Origin of the sequence: Fibrella aquatica (genome assembly GCF_041321135.1) — a bacterium.
Classification (GTDB): domain Bacteria; phylum Bacteroidota; class Bacteroidia; order Cytophagales; family Spirosomataceae; genus Fibrella; species Fibrella aquatica.
In genome coordinates, this window is sequence record NZ_JBGGWF010000003.1 from 310,038 (window position 1) to 332,916 (window position 22,879).

The 22,879-nt window shown below is 53.8% G+C and carries 11 protein-coding genes; 8 read left to right on the forward strand and 3 right to left on the reverse strand.

Annotated features, from left to right (window positions below; genetic code table 11):
* Positions 1 to 14: 14 nt before the first annotated feature.
* The 5 genes from ACAW87_RS08975 to ACAW87_RS08995 all read left to right on the forward strand — a co-directional run bounded on the left by ACAW87_RS08975 (position 15) and on the right by ACAW87_RS08995 (position 14,175).
* A complete protein-coding gene (locus ACAW87_RS08975) occupies positions 15 to 10,415 on the forward strand; it encodes an Ig-like domain-containing protein (RefSeq protein WP_370723037.1) in 10,401 nt (3,466 codons plus the stop codon).
* 96 nt (positions 10,416 to 10,511) lie between these two features.
* Entirely contained in the window at positions 10,512 to 11,084 is a 573-nt protein-coding gene (locus ACAW87_RS08980; protein WP_370723038.1) for a hypothetical protein, read from the forward strand.
* 6 nt (positions 11,085 to 11,090) lie between these two features.
* The gene (locus ACAW87_RS08985) at positions 11,091 to 11,963 is read left to right on the forward strand and encodes a hypothetical protein (protein ID WP_370723039.1); all 873 of its coding nucleotides are present in this window, start codon (positions 11,091 to 11,093) and stop codon (positions 11,961 to 11,963) included.
* Positions 11,964 to 11,984: 21 nt separating this feature from the next.
* Positions 11,985 to 12,824, forward strand: a complete 840-nt coding sequence (locus ACAW87_RS08990; protein ID WP_370723040.1) for a hypothetical protein — start codon at positions 11,985 to 11,987, stop codon at positions 12,822 to 12,824.
* A gap of 163 nt (positions 12,825 to 12,987) precedes the next feature.
* Positions 12,988 to 14,175: an amine oxidase gene (locus ACAW87_RS08995; RefSeq protein WP_370723041.1), complete on the forward strand. Its 1,188-nt coding sequence runs from the start codon at positions 12,988 to 12,990 to the stop codon at positions 14,173 to 14,175.
* Positions 14,176 to 14,232: 57 nt separating this feature from the next.
* Here the strand turns inward: ACAW87_RS08995 and ACAW87_RS09000 are convergent, their stop codons facing one another.
* A complete protein-coding gene (locus ACAW87_RS09000; RefSeq protein ID WP_370723042.1) occupies positions 14,233 to 15,186 on the reverse strand; it encodes an Rpn family recombination-promoting nuclease/putative transposase in 954 nt (317 codons plus the stop codon).
* On the reverse strand, positions 15,186 to 16,850 hold the full coding sequence (locus ACAW87_RS09005) for an amidohydrolase (protein WP_370723043.1): 1,665 nt from the start codon (positions 16,848 to 16,850) through the stop codon (positions 15,186 to 15,188). The genes ACAW87_RS09000 and ACAW87_RS09005 overlap by 1 nt, the downstream gene beginning before the upstream one ends.
* A gap of 259 nt (positions 16,851 to 17,109) precedes the next feature.
* Here ACAW87_RS09005 and ACAW87_RS09010 point away from each other — a divergent pair, with 259 nt between their 5' ends.
* The gene (locus ACAW87_RS09010) at positions 17,110 to 18,501 is read left to right on the forward strand and encodes a TolC family protein (RefSeq protein WP_370723044.1); all 1,392 of its coding nucleotides are present in this window, start codon (positions 17,110 to 17,112) and stop codon (positions 18,499 to 18,501) included.
* Positions 18,502 to 18,609: 108 nt separating this feature from the next.
* On the opposite strand, the gene ACAW87_RS09015 is transcribed toward ACAW87_RS09010, so the two are convergent.
* The gene (locus tag ACAW87_RS09015; RefSeq protein ID WP_370723045.1) at positions 18,610 to 19,677 is read right to left on the reverse strand and encodes a DNA topoisomerase IB; all 1,068 of its coding nucleotides are present in this window, start codon (positions 19,675 to 19,677) and stop codon (positions 18,610 to 18,612) included.
* Between the two features lie 290 nt (positions 19,678 to 19,967).
* Here ACAW87_RS09015 and ACAW87_RS09020 point away from each other — a divergent pair, with 290 nt between their 5' ends.
* Together ACAW87_RS09020 and ACAW87_RS09025 are read left to right on the forward strand one after the other, a co-directional pair.
* Entirely contained in the window at positions 19,968 to 21,668 is a 1,701-nt protein-coding gene (locus ACAW87_RS09020) for a sodium:solute symporter family transporter (RefSeq protein ID WP_370723046.1), read from the forward strand.
* 151 nt (positions 21,669 to 21,819) lie between these two features.
* On the forward strand, positions 21,820 to 22,755 hold the full coding sequence (locus ACAW87_RS09025; RefSeq protein ID WP_370723047.1) for a homoserine kinase: 936 nt from the start codon (positions 21,820 to 21,822) through the stop codon (positions 22,753 to 22,755).
* Positions 22,756 to 22,879 lie beyond the last annotated feature (124 nt).

Below are 22,879 nucleotides of genomic sequence, written 5' to 3' on the forward strand. Positions count from 1 at the left end.
ATCTGACAAAAGGCATGAAAATTACCTATACCATGAATCGTTACCTGACGCTGCTGCTAAGTGTTGTCATGTTGTTGATTAGTAGCCAACTGGTCGCCCAACAATCGCCAAACACGGTGAAGTTTAGAGTGACCTACAACGTGGCTACCCAGACCTACACGGCCTGGGCACTCCCCGACTATGCCACGCCCAACAGCAACGGGTACAATACAGGAACCACCGAGTCGGTCTCCACGTCTCAGTTTTCGCTGAAAGTACCCTTCGACTTTGTGATTCAGAACATCGTCGATGTGAACGGCACCTGGGACAAGGCCCCGGCCAAGTACGGCCCCGGACTGCCCCTAACTGACGGGAGCGGCACGGTCGTTATTCCGGCACAGGACTACAGCCCGGCAGCGCTCGACCCCGCCTATGCGTATTACGCCATCGGTAAATCACCCACAACGACCAACATGGGCGTGTTTGTGGTTGGTCAGCCCGTGGCGCTTTTCACGTTCCAGGGCAATGGCTGTTTTGGCCCTATTCAGCCCTTACCGCCGGGTGATCCGTTCATACAGGCCGCCGCTGATACCTATTCGTTCAACGTACCCAACAACTTCAACTCCGCGTCTGGTCAGCCATCGAGTGGCAACCAGGATCCGCTGGAGCAATACCTGAGCAACACGGGCGCCCCAGCCAACTGCTCCATATTTCCTCCCATTGTTACCCCTGACATTGCCAACACCAGTAAAGACAAGCCGGTATCGGGCAAGGTGCTTACCAACGATAGTGACCCGCAGAGTGGCACACTAACCGCGTCGGTGATCAGCCAGCCCTCCGCAGGTACGGTGGTGATGACGCCCGACGGTTCCTATACCTACACGCCGCCAACGGGCTTCACAGGCACGACCAGTTTCTGCTACTCAGCGACTAATTCAGTCGGCCTGAGCGCGAGCACTTGTGTAACGATCAACGTGCTGCCTGATCCTTCGCCATCGGGCAATAACCCGCCCGTGGCCAATAACGACGCCACCCAGACAACGGCCGGTACCAGCGTGACCATCGCCGTAGCCGCCAACGATACCGACCCCGACAGCGCCACCAGCCTGAACGGACAACTGAACACGCCCACCATCGTCAGCCAGCCCACCACGGGTACGGCCTCGGTGAATCCGGACGGCACCTTCAAGTACACCCCACCAGCGGGCTTTACGGGTGTGGTCACTTTCCCCTACCAAATCTGCGACAAGGCGACACCAGCCCTGTGTGCCACGGCGGTGGTGACGGTAGACGTGCAGCCAACGCAACCTGCCAATACGACCCTGGCTCCGGTGGCGGTCGACGATGCGGTGATCACTAAGAAGGATACGCCAGCCACGGGTACCGTAGCCACCAACGACAGCGACCCACAAGGCTTACCATTGAACTACACGAGTGGTCAGCCGACCTCAGGCACGGTGGTGATGAGCCCGAACGGTTCATATACCTATACGCCAGCACCCGGTTATTCTGGTCCGGCTACCTTTACCTACGCGGTCTGCAACAGCGCCGGTAAGTGCGACGTAGCCACGGTCACGGTGACGGTGCAAGACCCAGGCGGCAACCCACCAAACGTCGTACCCGTACCCATCGATGTGGATCCGGGCAAATCGACGACGGTGTGTATGCCGATTGCCGATGCTGACCCAGTCGACAGCTTCACGGCCAGCATCTGTAGCCCACCGGGCGTGGGTACCGCTACCGTTACGGCCAGCAACAACCCCCGTCAGGTGTGTGTGACCTACACCGCGCCGGCTACAGGTCCAGCCTCGACGTCGGTGTGTATCCAGGTCTGCGACAGCTACGGCAACTGCAAACAGAGCATCATTCCGATCATCGTCAACCCACCGAGCCAGACCAGCGTGACGCCGCAGCCACCATCGATCGTGGTAGTGCCCGTTGTGACGCCCAAGGATACCCCGGCCACGGTGTGTATGCCCATCAAGGACCCCAACGTGGGCGATACCCACTCGGTGAGTGTGTGTGCTGACCCCACCAAGGGTACGGCTACGGCCAGCGTCAACAACACCACGCATGAAGTATGCGTAACCTACACGCCCAACTCGGGCAGCGTGGGTCAGGATCAGATCTGTATAGTGGTCTGCGACCAGACGGGCTTGTGCAAGCAGGTGATCGTGCCGATTACGATTGTGGACCCAACCCCACCGGGCACCACGCCAGTGGCTCCGAAGGTGACGCCTGTTCCGATCGTAACCCCAATCGATACGCCAGTGATCGTGTGCACGCCGATTGTGGACAACATGGGCGACACGCATACGGCGACGATTTGCGGTCAGCCCTCGAGCGGCACGGCTGTAGTGGCTGTGAACAACGTGACGCACACGTTGTGTGTGACTTATACGCCGGGCAGCACGCCGACCAACACGAGTGTATGCGTACAGGTGTGCGACCAGGGTGGCCTGTGTACCGACGTCATCTTCCCGATCTCGGTACTGCCAGACAACAAGCCACCGGTGGTGAAACCGGATATTGCCAATACGAACATCAACACGCCGGTATCGGGCAATGTGCTGACCAACGATAAAGACCCTCAGGGAGGTACGTTGACGGCCAGCGTTATCAGCCAGCCAACAGCGGGCACGGTGACCATGTCGCCCGATGGAACGTATATCTACACGCCGCCAACGGATTTCACAGGAGTGGCAACCTTCTGTTATGCCACCACCAATACGGCGGGTTTAAGCGCGAGCACCTGCGTAACGATCAACGTCAATCCGACGCCAGTTTCCGGCAATAACCGGCCTATTGCTAATAACGACGCCACGAAGACCACCAATGGTGTACCTGTTGTGGTTGCCGTGCTGGGTAATGACACGGATCCCGATTCAGCCACAAGCCTGAACGGTCAACTAAATAACCCAACCCTGATTAGCCAGCCGAGTGTGGGCACGGCCGTAGTGAATGCCAACGGTACAGTGACTTATACACCACCAGTCGGCTTCACGGGCGTGGTTACCTTCCCGTATCAGGTCTGCGACAAAGCCACGCCAGCGCTGTGTACCACGGCGGTCGTGAGTGTGGATGTGCAGCCAACACCACCATCGGGCACGACGCTTGCACCCGTAGCCATCGACGATGCCCTGCTGACGCAAGTGAACGTACCTAAAGCGGGTACAGTAGCGACCAATGACAGCGACCCACAAGGCTTACCATTGACCTATACGAGTGGTCAACCGACAAGTGGTACGGTGGTGATGAGCCCCAACGGTTCATACACCTACACGCCAGCCCCTGGATACGTTGGTCCAGCCAGCTTCATTTACCTGGCCTGTAATTCAGCGGGTCAATGTGATCCAGCCACGGTAACGATCGACGTACAACCTGCGCCAGCCAACCTGCCGCCGGTGGTAACGCCGGATATTGCCAATACAACACCGGGCAAACCAGTGTCAGGCAATGTACTCACGAACGACAAAGACCCACAGGGAGGCCCGCTGACGGTCAGCCTGATCAGTCAGCCGACCAATGGTACGGTGGTGATGAACCCGGATGGTACGTATACCTACACGCCGCCAACGGGCTTCACGGGCACGACCAGTTTCTGCTACTCGGCTACCAACACGGCGGGTCTGAGCGCCAGCACCTGTGTGACCATCAACGTCATTCCTGATCCGTCACCAGCGATCAACAATCGCCCTGTGGCCAACAACGACGCCACCCAGACAACGGCCGGTACCAGCGTGACCATCGCCGTAGCCGCCAACGATACCGATCCTGACAGCGCCACCAGCCTGAACGGACAACTGAACACGCCGACCATCGTCAGCCAGCCCACCACGGGTACGGCCTCGGTGAATCCGGACGGCACCTTCAAGTACACCCCACCAGCGGGCTTTACGGGTGTGGTCACCTTCCCCTACCAGATCTGCGACAAGGCGACACCAGCCTTGTGTGCCACGGCGGTGGTGACGGTAGACGTGCAGCCAACGCAACCTGCCAATACGACCCTGGCCCCGGTGGCGGTTGATGATGCGGTGATCACCAAGAAGGATACCCCAGCCACGGGTACCGTAGCCACCAACGACAGCGACCCACAAGGCTTACCATTGAACTACACGAGTGGTCAGCCGACCTCAGGCACGGTGGTGATGTCGCCCAACGGCAGCTACACCTACACGCCAGCACCCGGTTATTCTGGTCCGGCTACCTTTACCTACGCGGTCTGCAACAGCGCCGGTAAGTGCGACGTAGCCACGGTCACCGTGACGGTGCAGGAGCCCGCTAGCAGTAACCCACCCGCCGTGGTTCCTGTACCGATCGACGTAGATCCGGGCAAATCGACGACGGTGTGTATGCCGATTGCCGATGCCGACGCGGTCGACAGCTTCACGGCCAGCATCTGTAGCCCACCGGGCGTGGGTACGGCTACCGTTACGGCCAGCAACAACCCCCGTCAGGTGTGTGTGACCTACACCGCGCCGGCTACAGGTCCAGCCTCGACGTCGGTGTGTATCCAGGTCTGCGACAGCTACGGCAACTGCAAACAGAGCATCATTCCCATCATCGTCAACCCACCGAGCCAGACCAGCGTGACGCCGCAGCCACCATCGATCGTGGTGGTGCCCGTTGTGACGCCCAAGGATACCCCGGCCACGGTGTGCATGCCCATCAAAGACCCCAACGTGGGCGACACCCACTCGGTGAGTGTGTGTGCTGACCCCACCAAGGGTACGGCTACGGCCAGTGTGAACAACACCACGCACGAGGTATGCGTAACCTACACGCCCAAATCGGGCAGCGTGGGTCAGGATCAGATCTGTATCGTGGTCTGCGACCAGACGGGCTTGTGCAAGCAGGTGATCGTGCCGATTACGATTGTGGATCCAACCCCACCGGGCACCACGCCGGTAGCGCCGAAAGTAACGCCAGTGCCGATCGTAACCCCGGTCGACACGCCGGTGATCGTTTGCACGCCGATTACAGACAACGTGGGCGACACCCACACGGCCACCATCTGCGGTCAGCCATCAAGTGGCACGGCGCTGGTGGCTGTGAATAACGTGACGAACACCTTGTGTGTGACCTACACGCCGGGCAGCACGCCAACCAACACAAGTCTGTGTGTAACGGTGTGTGACCAGGGTGGCCTGTGTACCGATGTGATCTTCCCGATCTCGGTACTGCCGGGCAATAAGCCACCGGTGGCAACGCCTGACATCGCCAATACGAATATCAACACGCCGGTATCGGGCAAGGTGCTTACCAACGACACCGATCCGCAGGGCAGTACGTTAACGGCTAGCGTGACGACTCAGCCAACAGCGGGCACGGTGACCATGTCGCCTGATGGTAGCTATACGTACACGCCACCGACTGGCTTTACGGGTGTGGCAACCTTCTGCTACGCGGTCACCAATACGGTGGGTCTGAGCGCCAGCACCTGTGTAACGATCAACGTCAACCCGACGCCAGATCCATCACCAGCGGGCAATGATCGGCCCATTCCAAACAACGATGCCACGCAGACCACGGTGGGTGTACCGGTAACGATCAACATCGTGGCCAACGATACCGATCCGAACAGCGCTTCGACGCTAAACGGTCAGCTGAACGCGCCAACGCTGGTGTCTCAGCCCTCGATTGGTACAGCGGTGCTGAACGGCGATGGTACGGTAACGTATACGCCACCGGCCGGCTTCACGGGTGTGGTTACCTTCCCATACCAGATCTGCGATAAGGCCACGACACCGTTGTGTGCTACGGCGCTGGTGACGGTCACGATTCTGCCCACGCCACCAGCCAACACGACACTGGCTCCCGTAGCCATCGACGATGCCCTACTAACGAAGAAAGACACGCCAGCAACGGGTACGGTAGCGACTAACGACAGTGACCCACAAGGTCTGCCGCTCAACTACACGACTGGCCAGCCGACGAGCGGTACAGTGGTGATGAGTCCGAACGGTTCATACACCTACACGCCAGCTCCTGGGTACGTTGGTCCGGCCAGCTTCACCTATGCCGTGTGCAACAGCGCCGGTAAATGCGACGTGGCCACGGTGAGTATCCTGGTGCAAAACGGTTGTGATTTGCCAGCGTTCACCTTCACGGATGTGAACGCCTTTGATCCGCTCACGTGCGGAGGCTCAGATGGCTACATCACGCTAACCAGTCTGCCACTGAGTACGAACGTGACCATCACCTACCAGAAAAATGGCATTGCTCAGAGCTATAGCGGTACCAGTGACGCCAACGGCACACTGACGATTCCGAACCTGGGCCTGGGTACGTATGGCTTGTTTAGCTATCAGGCAGGAGGCTGCGTGTCTAGCCCTTATGCGGGTACAGTAGCCATCGGTAGTGGTCCAACCCTGCCAGCGCTACCTGCCAGCAAACTGACCAAAACGAATCCGACGGCCTGTGGTACGGCAACGGGTAGCATCGTGGTGGGTGGATTGACCGCTAACCAGAGCTATACAATTAGCTACAGCAAAGACGGCGGTGCACTCCAGACGGTAGCGGCAGTGGCCAATGCCAGCGGTCAAATCACGCTCGCTGGTCTGACGGCCGGAGCCTACAGTGGCTTCACCTACCAACAGACTACAGGCTGCGTGTCGAAACCATCGACGGTAACGCTGGTGCTGAGCGATCCTGCGGCGCCGACATTGGCAGCCAACCAGGTGACAGGTGCTAATCCGACCAGCTGTGGAACCAACACAGGTAGCATTACCCTGAATGGTCTGACGCCATCGACCAGCTACACGATTGTGTACAGCAAAAACGGTGGTGCAGCTCAAACTGTCGTATTGACCAGCAGTGCCAGTGGGGTTGCCGTACTGACCAACCTTGGTCAGGGTAGCTACCAACTGCTGAGCATTGGCACCGGTAACTGTACGTCGGCGCTGAGCCTGCCTGCCGTTATCCTGGCAGATCCTGCTGGGCCAACGCTGGCGCAAAACCAGGTGTCGGGCACGAACCCAACGAGCTGTGGAACCAGCACTGGTAGTGTTAATATCAGCGGTTTAGTGCCGTCAACAGCCTACACGGTTGTGTATAGCAAAAACGGTGGCGCCGCGCAAACAGTAGTCCTGACGAGCAGTGCCAGCGGTATTGCCTCGCTGACAGGCCTGAGCCAGGGTAGCTACAGTATCAGTAACCTGGGTACGAACAGTTGTACGGCGGTTCAAAGCCTGTCGGCTGTTGTCTTGAGCGATCCGGCAGCGCCTGTGTTGACGTCGGCCATGTTGGTTCCGACCAATCCGGCTACTTGCGGCTCGGCAACGGGTAGCTTCAGCCTGACGGGTCTGGCCGCGAATACAGCCTACACGATCAGCTATCAGAAAGATGGTGCGTTCCCGCAGGTGGTCAGTCTGACAAGCAATGCCAGTGGCGTTGCCTCGCTGACGGGCCTGAGTGTGGGTAGCTACACCAACTTCATATTGACAAACAGTGCCGGATGCGCCTCGACGCTATTGGCCGGGCCGTTTACGCTGAGCAATCCAACGTTGCCGACGCCAACGGTGTCTACACTGCGTGGATTCGATGCGACCTGCGCAGGTAATGATGGCCGACTGGTACTCGATAACCTGGCACCCGGTCAGACGTTTGTCTTCCATTACCAACTGGGTAGCTTGTCAAAAGCCATTGTGGCGACGACCAACTCAAGCGGGGTACTGAGCGTAACTGGTCTGGCACCAGGTACGTATACCGACTTCTTCATTACGCAGGGCGTGTGTAAGTCAGGTACGTACCCAGGTCCGATTGTGCTGAAGGTGAACTGTCTGCCGCCTGTTGCGACGCCAGACATTGCCAACACGAACATGAACACGCCGGTATCGGGTAATGTGCTCACGAACGACACCGATCCGCAAGGTGAACCGTTGACAGCCTCGCTGATCAGCCAGCCAATCAATGGCACCGTAGTGCTGAACCCGGATGGTACGTATACCTACACGCCACCAACGGGCTTTACGGGAACGACCAGCTTCTGCTATCTGGCCACCAGCGATACAGGGTTGAGCACCAGTGCCTGCGTGACGATCAACGTGAACCCGGTTCCGTCTCCAACGCCAGGCGCTAACGATCGGCCGATTCCGAACAACGACGCCACGCAGACCACGATTGGTGTGCCAGTAACGATCAACATCGTGGCCAACGACACCGATCCGAACAATGCCACCACGATCAACGGGCAGTTGAACAACCCAACGCTGGTGTCACAGCCAAGCGTCGGTACAGCGGTGCTGAATGGCAACGGTACGGTAACGTATACGCCACCAGCCGGCTTCACGGGTGTGGTCACCTTCCCGTATCAGATCTGTGATAAGGCTACGACACCATTGTGTGCCACAGCCCTGGTGACGGTGACGATTCTGCCCACGCCGCCAGCCAATACCACGCTGGCACCGGTAGCCGTCGATGATGCGCTGCTGACCCAGAAGGACACACCGAAAGCGGGCACGGTGGCTACCAACGACAGCGACCCACAAGGCTTACCATTGAACTACACCAGTGGTCAGCCGACGAGTGGTACGGTGGTGATGAGCCCGAACGGTAGCTACACCTACACGCCAGCGCCAGGCTATACTGGTCCGGCCAGCTTCACCTATTCGGTCTGCAACACGGCTGGCAAGTGTGATGTGGCCACGGTGAGTATCCTGGTGCAGCCAACGACGCCATACCTGCCGCCAGTGGCTACGCCTGACATTGCCAACACAAACATCAATACACCTGTATCGGGCAACGTGTTGACCAATGACAGCGATCCACAGGGAGGTACGCTGGCCGTAAGTTTAATCAGTCAGCCAGCCAACGGTACGGCGGTGCTGAACCCGGATGGTACCTACACGTACACGCCTCCGACTGGTTTCACGGGTACCACAAGCTTCTGCTATTCGATGACGAACTCCGTCGGATTGAGCAGCAGTGCCTGTGTAACGATCAATGTGAATCCGACTCCTGATCCGTCACCAACCGGTAATGACCGGCCGATTCCGAACAATGATGCCTCGCAGACCACGATTGGTGTGCCGGTAACGATCGCTATCCTGGCCAACGACACCGATCCGAACAGCGCTTCGACGATCAACGGTCAGTTGAATACGCCAACCTTACTGGGTCAGCCTCAGTCAGGTACAGCGGTGCTGAATGCCAATGGTACGGTAACATTTACGCCACCGGCAGGCTTCACGGGTGTGGTCACCTTCCCGTACCAGATCTGTGATAAAGCCACGACGCCGTTGTGTGCCACGGCCCTGGTGACGGTGACGATTTTGCCAACCCCACCGGCCAACACCACGCTGGCACCGGTAGCCATCGACGATGCCTTGCTAACGCAGAAAGACACGCCGAAGGCCGGGACGGTGGCCACCAACGACTCTGATCCGCAGGGTCTGCCGCTGAACTACACAACGGGTCAGCCCACCTCAGGTACGGTGGTGATGAGTCCGAATGGGTCGTACACCTACACGCCTGCTCCTGGGTACGTTGGTCCGGCCAGCTTCACCTATGCCGTGTGCAACAGCGCTGGTAAGTGTGACGTGGCCACGGTGAGCATCCTGGTACAACAGCCAGTTACGCCGACGGTTGTGTTGCGTCTGAAAGTGATGCTGCAAGGTGCGCTGGTTGGTGGAACGGGAGGCCTAATGCGCGACGACTTGCGCAGTAAAGGATTCCTACCCCTGACTGAGCCTTACTCGGCGATTGGTGGTACCCGCTTCACCCATGTGAATGGTGGCGGCGGCGAAACTATGCCAGCCGCTGTCACCGCGCTCAATGCGGGCACCGGCGATGCCGTTGTGGACTGGGTATTTGTGGAACTGCGTGATCCAAGTAACCTCTCGCTAGTAGTAGCCACCCGGTCGGCTATGGTGCAACGGGATGGCGATGTAGTGCTGGCTAGTGATGGTGTTTCGCCGTTAAGCTTCACCGGTTTGAGTGGTAGTAGTTTCTACTTAAGCGTGAAACACCGAAATCATTTAGGTGCAATGACCTCAACAGCAATTCCGCTGTCTGTAACTGGCACAATTGTTGATTTTACTACCATGACTGGCGCTGCTACATGGAATAAAGTAGTAGGTGTTTATGACTATGAGGGCTGGGAGCAAACCACAGTGAGTGGGAAGCAGGCACTCTGGGCGGGCGACGCTAATCACAACGGTAAGGTCAAGTATCAGGGAACAGCCAATGACCTGATTGTGATCTTCTCGGAGGTGATTGCGGCTCAGGCCGGAAGTACGAATCCGTTGTATAACTATGACAACGCAAGAGGCTACTATTTTGGTGATGTGAACATGGACGGTAAGGTGAAGTATCAGGGTACCGGCAACGATACCTCGCTGATCTTTACAAACGTGATCACCAATTTCCAGACGAGTACGCAGATGAACAGTGCTCAGCTCTACAACTTCGACTGGATGCTGGAGCAATTACCATAACTAGTTTGACAAGCTCGGGAAACCTGACGGGTAGTGGGGTTTCCCAGCTTCTTTTTTCACTTGATAACACCTTTACACGTACCTGCAATAACAATTATGAAAAAGATGCTACTTATTATGGGCTTGCTGTTTACGGCTTTCGTCGGCATTGCCCAAACAACCCAGTCGGTTGAATTTACCCTGCGTTACAACCTGACGCTCAGTAGATATGAAGTGTATGCCCGCCCCACTACCTCGGCAACTCAGTATAACTGGGGAAGCTCGCAGGTCACCGTTGTAACGCCTTCATCGTTGACCAATGTGGCTTTTGCAATCAACAGCACGGCTGCCGGTGGCTGGACAGACAACTCGCAGGCGTATGATGTGCAAGGGCTGGATTTTCACGGCGTGGGTTCTACTGGCTTGAAAGTAGACCTGACGGCCAATACAGAAACGTTGCTGTTTTGGTTTGTATTACCCGGTGGTGCCTGTTTACCGGGCCTTCGGCTATTCATAAATGGTACAGACCCTGATTCTAGTATTGCGGGTATGAATGGAGGCGACTTTGCCAACACCATGTATTCTGCCAACGATATATTGGGAGATAGCAACCTTTATGTACGCAATTATGCCAACACAGGTACGGTTTGTACATCCTGTAATCTAATAGCTCCCACCTTAAGTAAATAAGCGCTCATGTACACGAAGCAACGTTGTGCCTGGCTACTGGGCTTGTTTATTAGTTTTTGGCTGATGGCAGGGCAGGGTTTGGCAACTCCCATTTTTACAGAATCGAGTGATCTGGTGATTGGCTGGCTGGCTGATTCCGATCTGGACGGTATCGACGATGCGGCTGACCTTTGCCCCGGTACACCGACAGGCACAGTCGTCAATGCGTATGGCTGCCCACTGGAACTCGCCACCTGCGATTACACGACCTCTACGGTTACCCTCATGAGCAGTGGAGGAACCAGCGGCACAGCCGTAAACACCCGTTATGTATTGGCATCTAGCACGGGCAATATCCTACAGATTAGTCCTACAGCTAGTTTTTCGGGTCTTAGCGGTACGGCTACTTATATGGCTGTGGCTATTGCCTATGAAGCGCCCATTACGGGTCTGTCGGTAGGCAATGCGTTGAGTGCGGTATCAGCTACCTGTTTTGATTGGTCGAACGCGTTGGTTTTCAAAGCCTGTGTGACCTCGCCAACGCCACCACCTGCCAACTGCGACTATCAGATTGGACAGCTTATCACAGTGCAGAGTGCCGGTGGTAGTACGGGAGCGGGCATAAAAACCAGCTATGCGCTGACCGATGCGTCGGGGAAACTAGTTCGGGTGTCGGCTACGCCGTCATTCGTCTCTACGGGTCTGTCGGCGGGTACATACATGGCCTACGCGTTGACGTATACCGACGACAGTACCATCATGAATCTGGTAGTCAATGGGAGCAACACAGTAAGCAGTGTTACGGCGAGTTGTTTGGCCGTTTCGACGGGCTTGTCCGTTACTCTCTGTGGCGATTGTGTGCCTACTTGCTTGCCACTGTCCGTAGTACGTATTCGATGATCATACTAATTTTTTACCGTGATGAACAATCGTTTTAGTTTTCTGGTCAGTCTCTGCCTGTTGATAGGCTCTGTTTGCCTGGGTCAAAATTCGCCTCAGATAAGCGTACGGATTTCGTTCAACACGGAAACAAACCGTTACGAAGTGGTAGCTCGGCCCAACTTCTCGTCGCGCAATTTTGCCTGGGGCCCGTCGCAAGTGTCTGTTGTGCTACCCGCCGAAATTGCTGATCAGACCTTGTCGATACGGAGTGTCAATGCCGGTTCATGGTCTGATAACTCGGTGGTCTATGGACCCGCCGCCGCCAAAGACCGGGACTTTCATGGCATCACCAGTCAGGGAGAAAAATTGGATCTGGTTGCTGAGCAGGATTATGTGTTGTTCGACTTTGGGCTTAAACCCGGCTATGTAGAACAGGTAAGACTATTTGACAACGTCCGGGACCCTGGCTCTGAACAGGTAGGTATGAAAGGCGGCGACTTTAAAAATTACATGTCTGATGGGCGCGGTACAGATTATCTGAAAGTTGATAATCGGGCTGCCCTGTTGCTGGTGCTATCGGTTGATCTGCTTGCACAGGGAGCGCCTGAGACAACAGTCGATACTCGATTGGTAGCCTATCCTAATCCCAGCGCGGGCGGTACGTTTCGTCTGTTTCTGAAAGGCTTCGATCCACACGAGATAGTAACGGTTCTGTTGCTGAATACGAACGGGGTAAAGTTGCGTTCATTTACCGAAAAGGTTGAAACACTCGCCGGCCGGGAGATTAACGCAGGTAGTATTGCCGACGGGTATCTGCTATTGAATCTGGAACGCCAGCGCAATCAGCAACGCTTTTCGCAAAAAATCTGGTTTCGGTAAGCAGATTGCCGTTGGTAGAGAACCTGCTTCACATAGGGGAAAGGCCTTATGTGAAGCAGGTTCTTTTTTAATAAAAGCGAGTGCTCTATTGCCTGATGCCGTTGGCTAAGTTTCGATGCCGACCCTAAGTGGCTGTAGTTTCGTATGAATCACCCAGCCATACATGAACACTACGAAAACGATCGGTAAGTCGCCCAAAATCAGTCTTTTTGATACCTTTTGGTGGGCTGGCTATGAATGTACTGACCAACAAAATGCTTTCGGAAATCGCGTCGACTTCTTACCCCTTACCGGCCACCTCGACCGTCTTGATGATGATTACCGCGACATTGCCCATTTGAACATAAGAACGGTGCGTGAAGGAATTCGCTGGAGTCAGGTAGAGAAAAGAGCCTATGTATATGACTGGACGGTGGTGCGACAAATGCTTCAGAGGGGTAGAGCCCTGGGTATTCAACAGATCTGGGATATTTGCCATTTCGGTTATCCCGACGATCTGACGCCGCTACACCCCATGTTTGCCCGTCGGTTCGCCGCCATTTGCCGGGCTTTCGTACCTGTTTATCGGGAAACGTACCCAGATGGGGCACTCATTGTCACGCCAATCAACGAAGTAAGCTTCATTTCCTGGCTGGGTGGCGACGTATGCGGTACGTCGCCATACTGCACCAAACAGGGGTTTGAGGTGAAGACTGGTCTAATTCGGGCGTATCTGGAAGGCATCACGGCGATGCGCGAAGTAGACCCAAATATCGTGGTAATGACTACCGAACCGTTGGTAAATATGGTGCCGCCCCTCAACGCAACCCGCTCTGAAATAGACAATGCAAAACGAGCGCACGACAACCAGTATCAGGCCGTTGATATGTTGTTGGGTCGGCTACACCCCGAATTAGGTGGTAGATCCGACATGGTTAATATCGTAGGCGTAAATTTTTACTATAACAATCAGTGGGAGTTGCCCAGCTACCAGTTATTGCCTTGGGGAAATGAAGGGAATGACCCACGTTTTAGACCCCTGCATCAGCTTTTTTGGGAAGTATACAAACGTTACCGCAAGCCCATCGTACTTAGCGAGACCAGTCACCCCGGCATAGATAGGCCAAACTGGATACGCATGATTGCCCGCGAAAGTGTAAAAGCCCGACAGGCGGGCATACCGCTGGAAGGCGTTTGTCTTTATCCCATTATTGACCGGCCCGATTGGGATCAACTGACGCCCTGGCACCGGTCGGGGCTGTGGGATGCCGCCCCGGAAGGTGTCGATTTACCGATGGGCGACGTACCCGGACGGTATCTGTCACAACCATACGCTGAGGCGTTACTGGAAGCACAAGCGATGATTCAATAACCACCAAAAAAGCCCATCTGCTCAGATGGGCTTTTTTGGTGGCAGCGTGGTGAAATGTTACGCCTGTTCGTTCTCGATTTGGGTAATGTAGGCATGTACCTGGCCAACTGGTAAATCTAAGGCCGTTGCAATGAGGTTGGTTGTCATATTCAGCTTTAACATCGCTTTTATAGCCTTCCTGTTCGTCTGTTCAATACCCTGTTCGATGCCCTGCTCAATGCCCTGCTCAATACCTTTTTCTACACCTTCCTGAATGAGTTGTTCGTATAGCGACATATTGTAGTTTTCTGCTTGTTTAGAAACGTCACGAAAAATAGTCACTATTTCAACCTTTGTCAAGGATGTTACCCAGCTTAGGTAGATAAGTGAGGTTCGGAAAAATTGTTCACCTTGTTCAGATGATAAGAGCCGGTTGATACTGTCTGCAAGGGTAAGCAGTGATTTCTCCAACACGCGCCTTTCCCGGCTGGTTTGAAGTAATACACCCGTGAGTTGAGCGTAGTCAGATCGAAATCCTGGCAACCGGTCAAGTATGGTTGACAGATCAATAAGCACATAATCGAAAGCAGGTACGTAGGGTAAAGCAATATCTGGTAATTGATTGAAATAAGTATGGACTTCTTGTTTCTTCCAACGCCGTCTACCATGATATACAATTATGGGGATGATGGGTAGAATTGGTTTTTTCTGAGCAAGGGCATCATCCCATACATTAAGCATATATCGGTTAAGCTGAAAATGAATGTGAGGCTCAGTATAACTCTTGTGTTCGAGCAATACTGCCACCCGAACTGGCTTGCCGCCTAGATTGGCCGTAAAAAGCAGATCAGCAAAATGCTCGCTCAACGCTTCGTCCGTATACGAGTCGAATTCCCTTTCCAACGATGAAAAATCGAGCTGCTCGCGGAGTTGGTCGGGCAGGTATACGTTTAGAAAGTCGGCCAGGATATCCAGTTGCGAGAACGTTTCCTTAAAATACCGATCGTGCGGATTATCAGTGCTGTTGGTCATTACTTCATCGCGGCTTTGAACAGCCGTTCCCCACCAACCCAAGTTTGGCGAACTTTGACGTCGCGTAATTTTTCGTTGGGAGCAGTCATGATATCGCTCTCAAGAATGACAAAGTCTGCCTGTTTACCGGGAGCAATGCTACCACGCAGGCTATCTTCAAAACAGGCGTAAGCGGCCCAACGGGTCATTGCCAGCAGTGCGTCTTTACGCGATACGGCATTCTCAGGCTGGTACCCGCCTTTGGGAAAGTTTTTGGCGTCTTGCCGGGCTACCGCTGAGTGAAAACCAAACAGCGGATTGACGTATTCAACGGGAAAATCGCTGCCAAAGGTGATATAGCCGTTTTGCTTCATTAGATCGTTGAAGGCATAAGCGCCTTTTTCCCGAACGACTCCCAGCCGCTCACCAGCCCAGTACATGTCTGAGGTAGCGTGAGTAGGCTGTACCGATGGAATGACCGAATAGCGACCAAACTTTGCCACATCTTCGGGCGACACGACCTGCGCGTGTTCGATACGCCAGCGACGATCATTCTTCGTTTTCAGGTACGTTCCGTAGAGGTTCAGCATCAGGTGATTGGCCGAGTCGCCAATGCAATGGGTGTTCGCCTGAAAACCACTGTTGGCAATCAGTCCGGTTACCCGATCCAGTTCGGAAGGGCTAAGCAAGAGAAAACCTGTTGTTTCGGGTCGGTCTGCATAGGGTTTCCGCAGACAGGCACCCCGCGAACCCAGCGCCCCGTCGGCATATAGTTTAAACGATTTTACCGTGAGGCGATCGGTCTGGTAAGGCCCTTTTTTAAGGTAATACTCCATGTTTGCCTCCCCAAGGCTAATCATGGCGTAATCGCGGATTTTTAGCTTTTTCTCCTGATGCAATTTGTCGATCAGCTCAATATCAGTACGGTTTAGGCCCGCGTCGGAAACGGTAGTGAGCCCCAACTCGAGGCATACTTTTTCGGCGGCCTGCAACATCCGGGTTTTCGCTTCCTCATCGGGTTGCGGAATAACACGGCGGATTACCTGCATGGCATTGTCGACCAGTACGCCGGTAGGTTGTGTACCCGCCAAAACGACCTCGCCACCGGGCATAGCCGTTGAGCCCGTTACCCGGGCCAGTCTCAGGGCTTTGTCATTAACCAGCAACGCATGCCCGTCAATGCGGGTAAGGGCCACCGGAATGTTGGGAAAGGCGTCGTTGAGCAATTTATTGGTCGGAAAGCCGCGCACCGGTGAATCGCTTCCCGGCCAATCGTTCTGATCCCAACCACGACCGATGATCCAGAGAACATCCGGGTGTTTGGCCTGGTAGGCTTTCAGCCGATCAATGACCTCCTGATACGAAGTGGCACCGACCAGGTCAGCCTGATCGAGCATCTGACCCAGGCCCAGAAAGTGGGCGTGAGGATCGTAAAAGCCGGGGTAAACGGGTTGCCCTTGTAAATCAATAATGCTGTCGGATTTGAATTGATCCAGCAGCTCAGTGGTAGAGCCAGTGGCTACGAATTTACCTTCGTCGACGGCAAAGGCCTGGGCTACGGTGAACGTTGAATCGGCGGTGTAAACGGTGGCGTTGGTGAAAATATAGTCGACCGAACGGCGGGTTGAACAGGCGGCCAGCAGGAGGGTGGCTAACAGATAGAGGTAAATAGAAGGTCTAGGCATAGAGAGTTTGTTGACAGAGTAGCAAACTTACCAGATTCAGGTACGTTAGCCAATGCATAGAACAGCGGCAATCAATGCTTTTTGCTCTACTTTTACAGTAATTGTCATTTGTGGTCATTAGGCTACGCTGTCATTAAATGGTCATTGGTTGTTATTCATCGTTTTTACGAATAGTACAACCAATGACGCCGAAGGCTAATGACAATCAATGACAGCGTAGCCCAATGACATTTTTTTTTACTTTAACCAGTACCGCTCAATGCGCCTCCTAGTTACTCTCTTCTTTTCAGTACTGATTACAGAGTCGATAGCCCAGCAGCAGCCATTCCAGAACCCTGTGCAGCGGGCGTTACGAAATGCCTACATTACTCAACAAGGGGAGCAGTTGTTGTTACCCGATGCCATTGCTACAGCTTTGGCGCAGAACTACCAGATAAAGGGGCTGCAAACGCAGGAACAGATTGCCCGTAACGAGCGTATTCCGGCCAACGCGGGCTTTTACCCGCTCATTACCGGCAACCTGAACACCAACGGAAACCGGCAAACTATCGATCAGACTTTTGTCGATAACATCCGTCCACCGCAGGTGCTAAACGGTATTTTTAACCGTACCTCGCAGGCCGGAGTAAATATGAACTGGACGGTGTTTAATGGTTTTGCCAATTTTGCTACCTACGAACGGTTTGGTGAACTGATTCGCCTTAGTCAGGCCAACACGCGGGCTAGTGTTGAGCAAACCATTGCCAACGTGGCTACAGCCTACTATGATGTAGTGCGCCAGTTGCAGCAATTGCTCTCATTTCGGCAGGCCCTCGACATCTCGCGCGACCGGCTCGAACTGGCTAAGGCGACCTACGAAGTGGGTACGCGGTCGAAAGTGGATTACTTGACTGCTCAGGTCGATTACAACGCGGATAGCGTCACCCTACTGACGCAGGAGCAAAATTTACGTTCAGCCAAAATATTGCTCAATACGCTGCTTGTACGTGACCCGCTCACTGATTTTGCCATTCGCGACACGATTCTGGTGAATCCGACTATGAATATCGATCAAATTCGGCAGGGAATGCAGGCAAACAACCCATTACTGGTAGCGGCAGTACTCAACAGGCGGGTAGCCGACATTGGTATTCGGCTGGCCCGGGCACAGCGGCAGCCTGTGGTCAATTTACAGACGGGCTACAACTTTACGTTTATCGATAATGAAGGCGGCTTTGGGGTGGCGCAGGGCCGTAACCGGGGGTTAACCTACGGAGTAACGGCCGTGGTTCCCATATTCAATGGTGGTAACCTGCGGAGGCTCGAAGCCAATGCCCGGGCCAACGCGCTTGCCGCCGAGTATCAGCAGGCGGACCAGAAAGTAGTACTCGATCAGGCAATTGCCCAAACGTTTACACAGTATCAAAATAGCCTGGCGTTGCTGAATGTGGAGGTTCAGAACTACAAAATCGCTCTTGAAAACATCGACATTGCCTATGACCGGTATCGGGTAGGTAACTCAACACCCGTTGAATTCCGGGATGTTCAGCGCAATTCCGTAGCCGCCCAAGCCCGCCTCTTCGATGCTGAGTTCAACGCCAAGGCCGCCGAAATCGAACTCCTCCGCCTAAGCAGCAACATTAGTCAGGTTTTTTTGGGAAGTAAGAATTAAGATGTGAGAGACAAGATGTGAGAAACAAGAGACAAGAATAGCTTCGCTTGTAGACGTATCGTGCTGAATTGAGGCTATTCTTGTCTCTTGTTTCTCACATCTTGTCTCTCACATCTTAATTCTCATTTCCCCTTCCAAAAACGCCAGCAGTAGCTTCTCGGTGCCGTCGAGGCCGTGGGGGCTGGTTTGGCGATAGCGATTGCGCTTGGCAATGTAGGGGTTCAGATCCTGACACTCGTATGCTTCCAAAATCTGGGGGTGAACGTAATGTTTACGGCAAACGGTACGTGTGTTACCCAGCCGATGGGCTACTTCATCGAGAATGGTATTGACGTTCTTTTTAGCGTCTTTCTCCGTCTCGCAAGGCTCCAATTCCACCAGCAAACGCAGAGCATTGGTGGTGCCTGCCCAGGTTCGGAAGTCTTTGGCCGAAAATTCGTCGCCCATCGTTTCCTGCAGGTACGTGTTTACCATGCCCGAATCGATGCCGTGGCGATTGCCGTCATCATCGAGATACTGAAACAACTCTTTTCCGGGAATATCACGGCACGCTTTTACCAGTTTGGCCAGTCGCTTGTCGCGTAGCGTAATATCGTGGTATATGCCTTTTTTGCCTTTGAAGCTAAACCGCACATCGCTGGTACTGGTGGTTACGTGGCGATTTTTGAGCGTGGTGAGGCCATACGAACCATATTCTTTTTCGTAAGCCGCATTGCCCACCCGAATCAATGTTTGCTCCATCACGCTCAAAGCAATGGCAATGACTTTGTCGTGGTCTAGCTGTCGGCGGTTCAGATCTTTGTGAATGCGCTCGCGGAGTAAGGGGAGTTTTTCGCCAAAAGCGATCATCCGGTAAAATTTTGTCTCGCTGCGAATGGCGTTCCAGTTGGCATGATAGCGGTACTGTTTCCGCCCTTTCACATCAATACCCGTAGCTTGCAGGTGACCATTTGGTTTGGGGCAGATCCAGACGTTCTGGTAAGCAGGAGGGAGGGCCATTTTCCGAATTCGCTCCAGCGTAGCTTCATCATCGACCGTATTACCTTTTGGGTCGGTATAGGCATACCGATCGCCATGTGTTTGCCGTTTGATACCGGGCATGGTATCGCTGACGTAAATTAGTTTTGCTGCCTTTGCCACGCTGGCCGGGTCCTGCGCTATTTCCAGAAGATTCATACCGTTTTGTTGAGTAGCCTTGACCTGCTTTCCATTCACTCATTTAACAGAAAGAGCCAGGTAGGTAACTAGTAACCCGAAAGCGTTTACTGTGGTTTTGGTAAGCTGCTCTATAGGCTACTCCGGCGGCTAATCACGCAACAGCAGGGGTAAATTCGGTTAGACTTGCCTTTGAATGGCAGAATAGTGTACAAAGGAGAACGTAATAAACAGACGTTATCTCACCTATTCACTTATTTTTGACCCTCCTTGTTCTACTTCTAATTGGATAATCTTCCGAAATAATTTCCATGAACCAACTTGTTACAATTGATTACGTTATTTTTCTCCTCTATTTCGTCGGCGTATCGGCCTACGGATACTGGATTTATAACCAGAAAAAAACGGACTCCCTAGACACGAAAGGCTTTTTCCTGGCCGAAGGGTCATTGACCTGGTGGGCCATCGGTGCCTCGCTGATCGCGTCTAATATTTCGGCCGAACAGTTTATTGGTATGTCGGGTAGTGGCTTTACCCTGGGTGTGGCTATTGCCGCCTACGAATGGCTGGCGGCCATTGCCCTGATTATTGTGGCCGTTTGGTTCATTCCCATTTACCTCAAGAACCACATCTTCACGATGCCGCAGTTCCTGAGTCAGCGCTACAACGAAACCGTTAGTATGATCATGGCCGTTTTCTGGCTGTTTCTCTACGTATTCGTTAACCTGACATCTATCCTGTTCCTCGGTGCGCTGGCCCTTTCTAATCTTGTGGGTGGCGAGTCGTTCCACATGATCATTGTCAGCCTCAGCATCTTTGCTATTGTGATTACGCTCGGTGGCATGAAAGTAATTGGCTATACCGACGTAATTCAGGTGTTGGTGCTGATCGTGGGTGGTCTGGTGACAACGTACCTGGCGCTTGATAAAGTAGCTGAGGTGCTGGGCGTAGGTAGTGGTGCTATCGACGGGTTCAAGGGAATGATGGCTAATGCGGATGATCACTTTCACATGATTTTCGAGAAACCGGGTCCAAACACCTCGCAGGTAGATGTGAATAAGTACCTGACTCTGCCCGGTATCTCGATGTATCTGGCTGGTCAGTGGATTGTGAACCTCAACTATTGGGGTTGTAACCAGTACATTACCCAACGCGCCCTTGGTGCCGACTTGAAAACAGCCCGTACCGGTATTCTCTTCGCCGCTATTCTGAAACTATTTATGCCGCTGGTTGTGATGGTGCCGGGTATTGCCGCCTACGTAATTTACAAAAACGGGGGCTTACAGGCAGAAATGACAACCAACGGAAAAGTAATGGCCGATAACGCCTACTCGGCCGTGCTGACCTTCTTGCCAAGTGGACTGAAAGGTCTGTCGGTAGCTGCACTGACGGCTGCTATTGTGGCCTCGCTGGCTGGTAAAGCAAACTCGATCTCGACCATCTTTACGCTCGATATCTTCCATAAGTATGTAGACAAAGACGCGTCGGAGAAGAAACTCGTTTGGGTTGGCCGACTCACCATTGTAGCCGCCATGCTGATCTCGATCATGCTGGCCTGGGGCGATGCGCTGGGAATTGGCGGCGAAGGCGGGTTTACCTTCATTCAGAAATACACCGGCTACGTAAGCCCAGGTATTTTCGCCTTGTTCATTCTGGGTTTCTTCTGGAAACGCACCACTGGCACTGCAGCGATCGTGGGCGTACTGCTTGGTTTCGCGCTGGCGGTATTGTTCAACAACTTCGCCCCAAGCCTGTTTGGCAACGAAACCATTCTGTACACGGCTTTCTACAACAGCGATTCGGGCAACATGGAAATTCCATTCCTGATTTGCATGGGTTGGTCGTTTGTGTTCACGGTGCTGGCTATGGTACTTATTAGCCTGGCTGGTCCGAAAATCAACCCAAGAGGTTTGGAAATCGATTCGTCGATGTTCAAACTGGAGCGGTCGAATATTGTACTCGTGGTCATTATTTTCATGCTCCTGTCAGTGCTGTATATCCGGTTCTGGTAAGAGAAAGAGAAAACAGTTTGTGGTTTGATGTTTGTAGTTTGACGTTGCTCTGCTGAGGTGTAGTACTTTACCTGGCAGAGCAACGTCAAACTACAAACATCAAACCACAAACTGTTTTTGGCTTAACTTGCCGCCCTAATTGCCTCTTTCCGTGAACGAAATACGTGTATTTGCGCCTGCCACCGTGGCCAATGTAGCCTGTGGCTTCGATATATTTGGTTTTGCCGTCGACCAGCCTGGCGACGAAGTATTGCTGCGGATGTCTGACGAGCCGGGTGTTCGTATCCTCGACATTATTGGCGATGACGGTCGCTTACCCCGCGAAGCATCCCGTAATACGGCGGGTATTGCTATTCAGTCTTTTCTGGCGAAACTAGGCCGTGCCGATGTTGGCTTCGAGATGGTACTGACCAAAAATATGCCCCTCGGCAGCGGATTGGGCTCAAGCGCGGCGAGTGCTGTGGCTGGTGTGTACGCCGCCAACGAGTTGCTGGGTCGCCCGATGACTACGATCGAACTCCTGCCGTTTGCCATGGAAGGCGAACGTATTGCCTGTGGCTCGGCCCACGCCGACAATGTTGGCCCGGCTCTGCTGGGTGGGTTTGTGGTGGTGCGCTGCTACTCGCCGCTCGATGTAATCAAGATCGAGACGCCCGCTAGTTTGTTTGCTACGCTGGTTCACCCCGATGTGGAAGTGAATACGAAAGATGCCCGCTTTATTCTGAAAAACGAGGTGTCGCTGAAAAACGCCATCACGCAGATGGGCAACGTGGCCGGTTTGATTGCTGGTCTGACTAAGCCCGATTATGACCTCATTGGCCGGTCGATGGTCGACGTGATCATTGAGCCGGTACGCTCCATTCTGATTCCTGAATTCAACGAAGTAAAACAAGCCGCGCTCGACAACGGGGCGTTGGGCTGTAGTATTTCAGGCTCAGGCCCGTCGATGTTTGCCCTTAGCCGCGATGTTGAAACAGCGCAACGCGTTGGTCAGGCTATGCAGCAGGCTTTCCTATCAGTGGGAATCACCGGTGAAGTATATGTATCGGCTATAAACACCGTTGGCCCAAGAATTTTAGAGAACTAGCCTATTACTCCTGGTTGACATTGGACGCTGGATATTGGACAAAAAAACGGGGCTGACCAGAGGAATTTTTTATCCAATATCCAGCGTCCAATCCAATATCCAGTAACTACCCTGTCGCCCCATT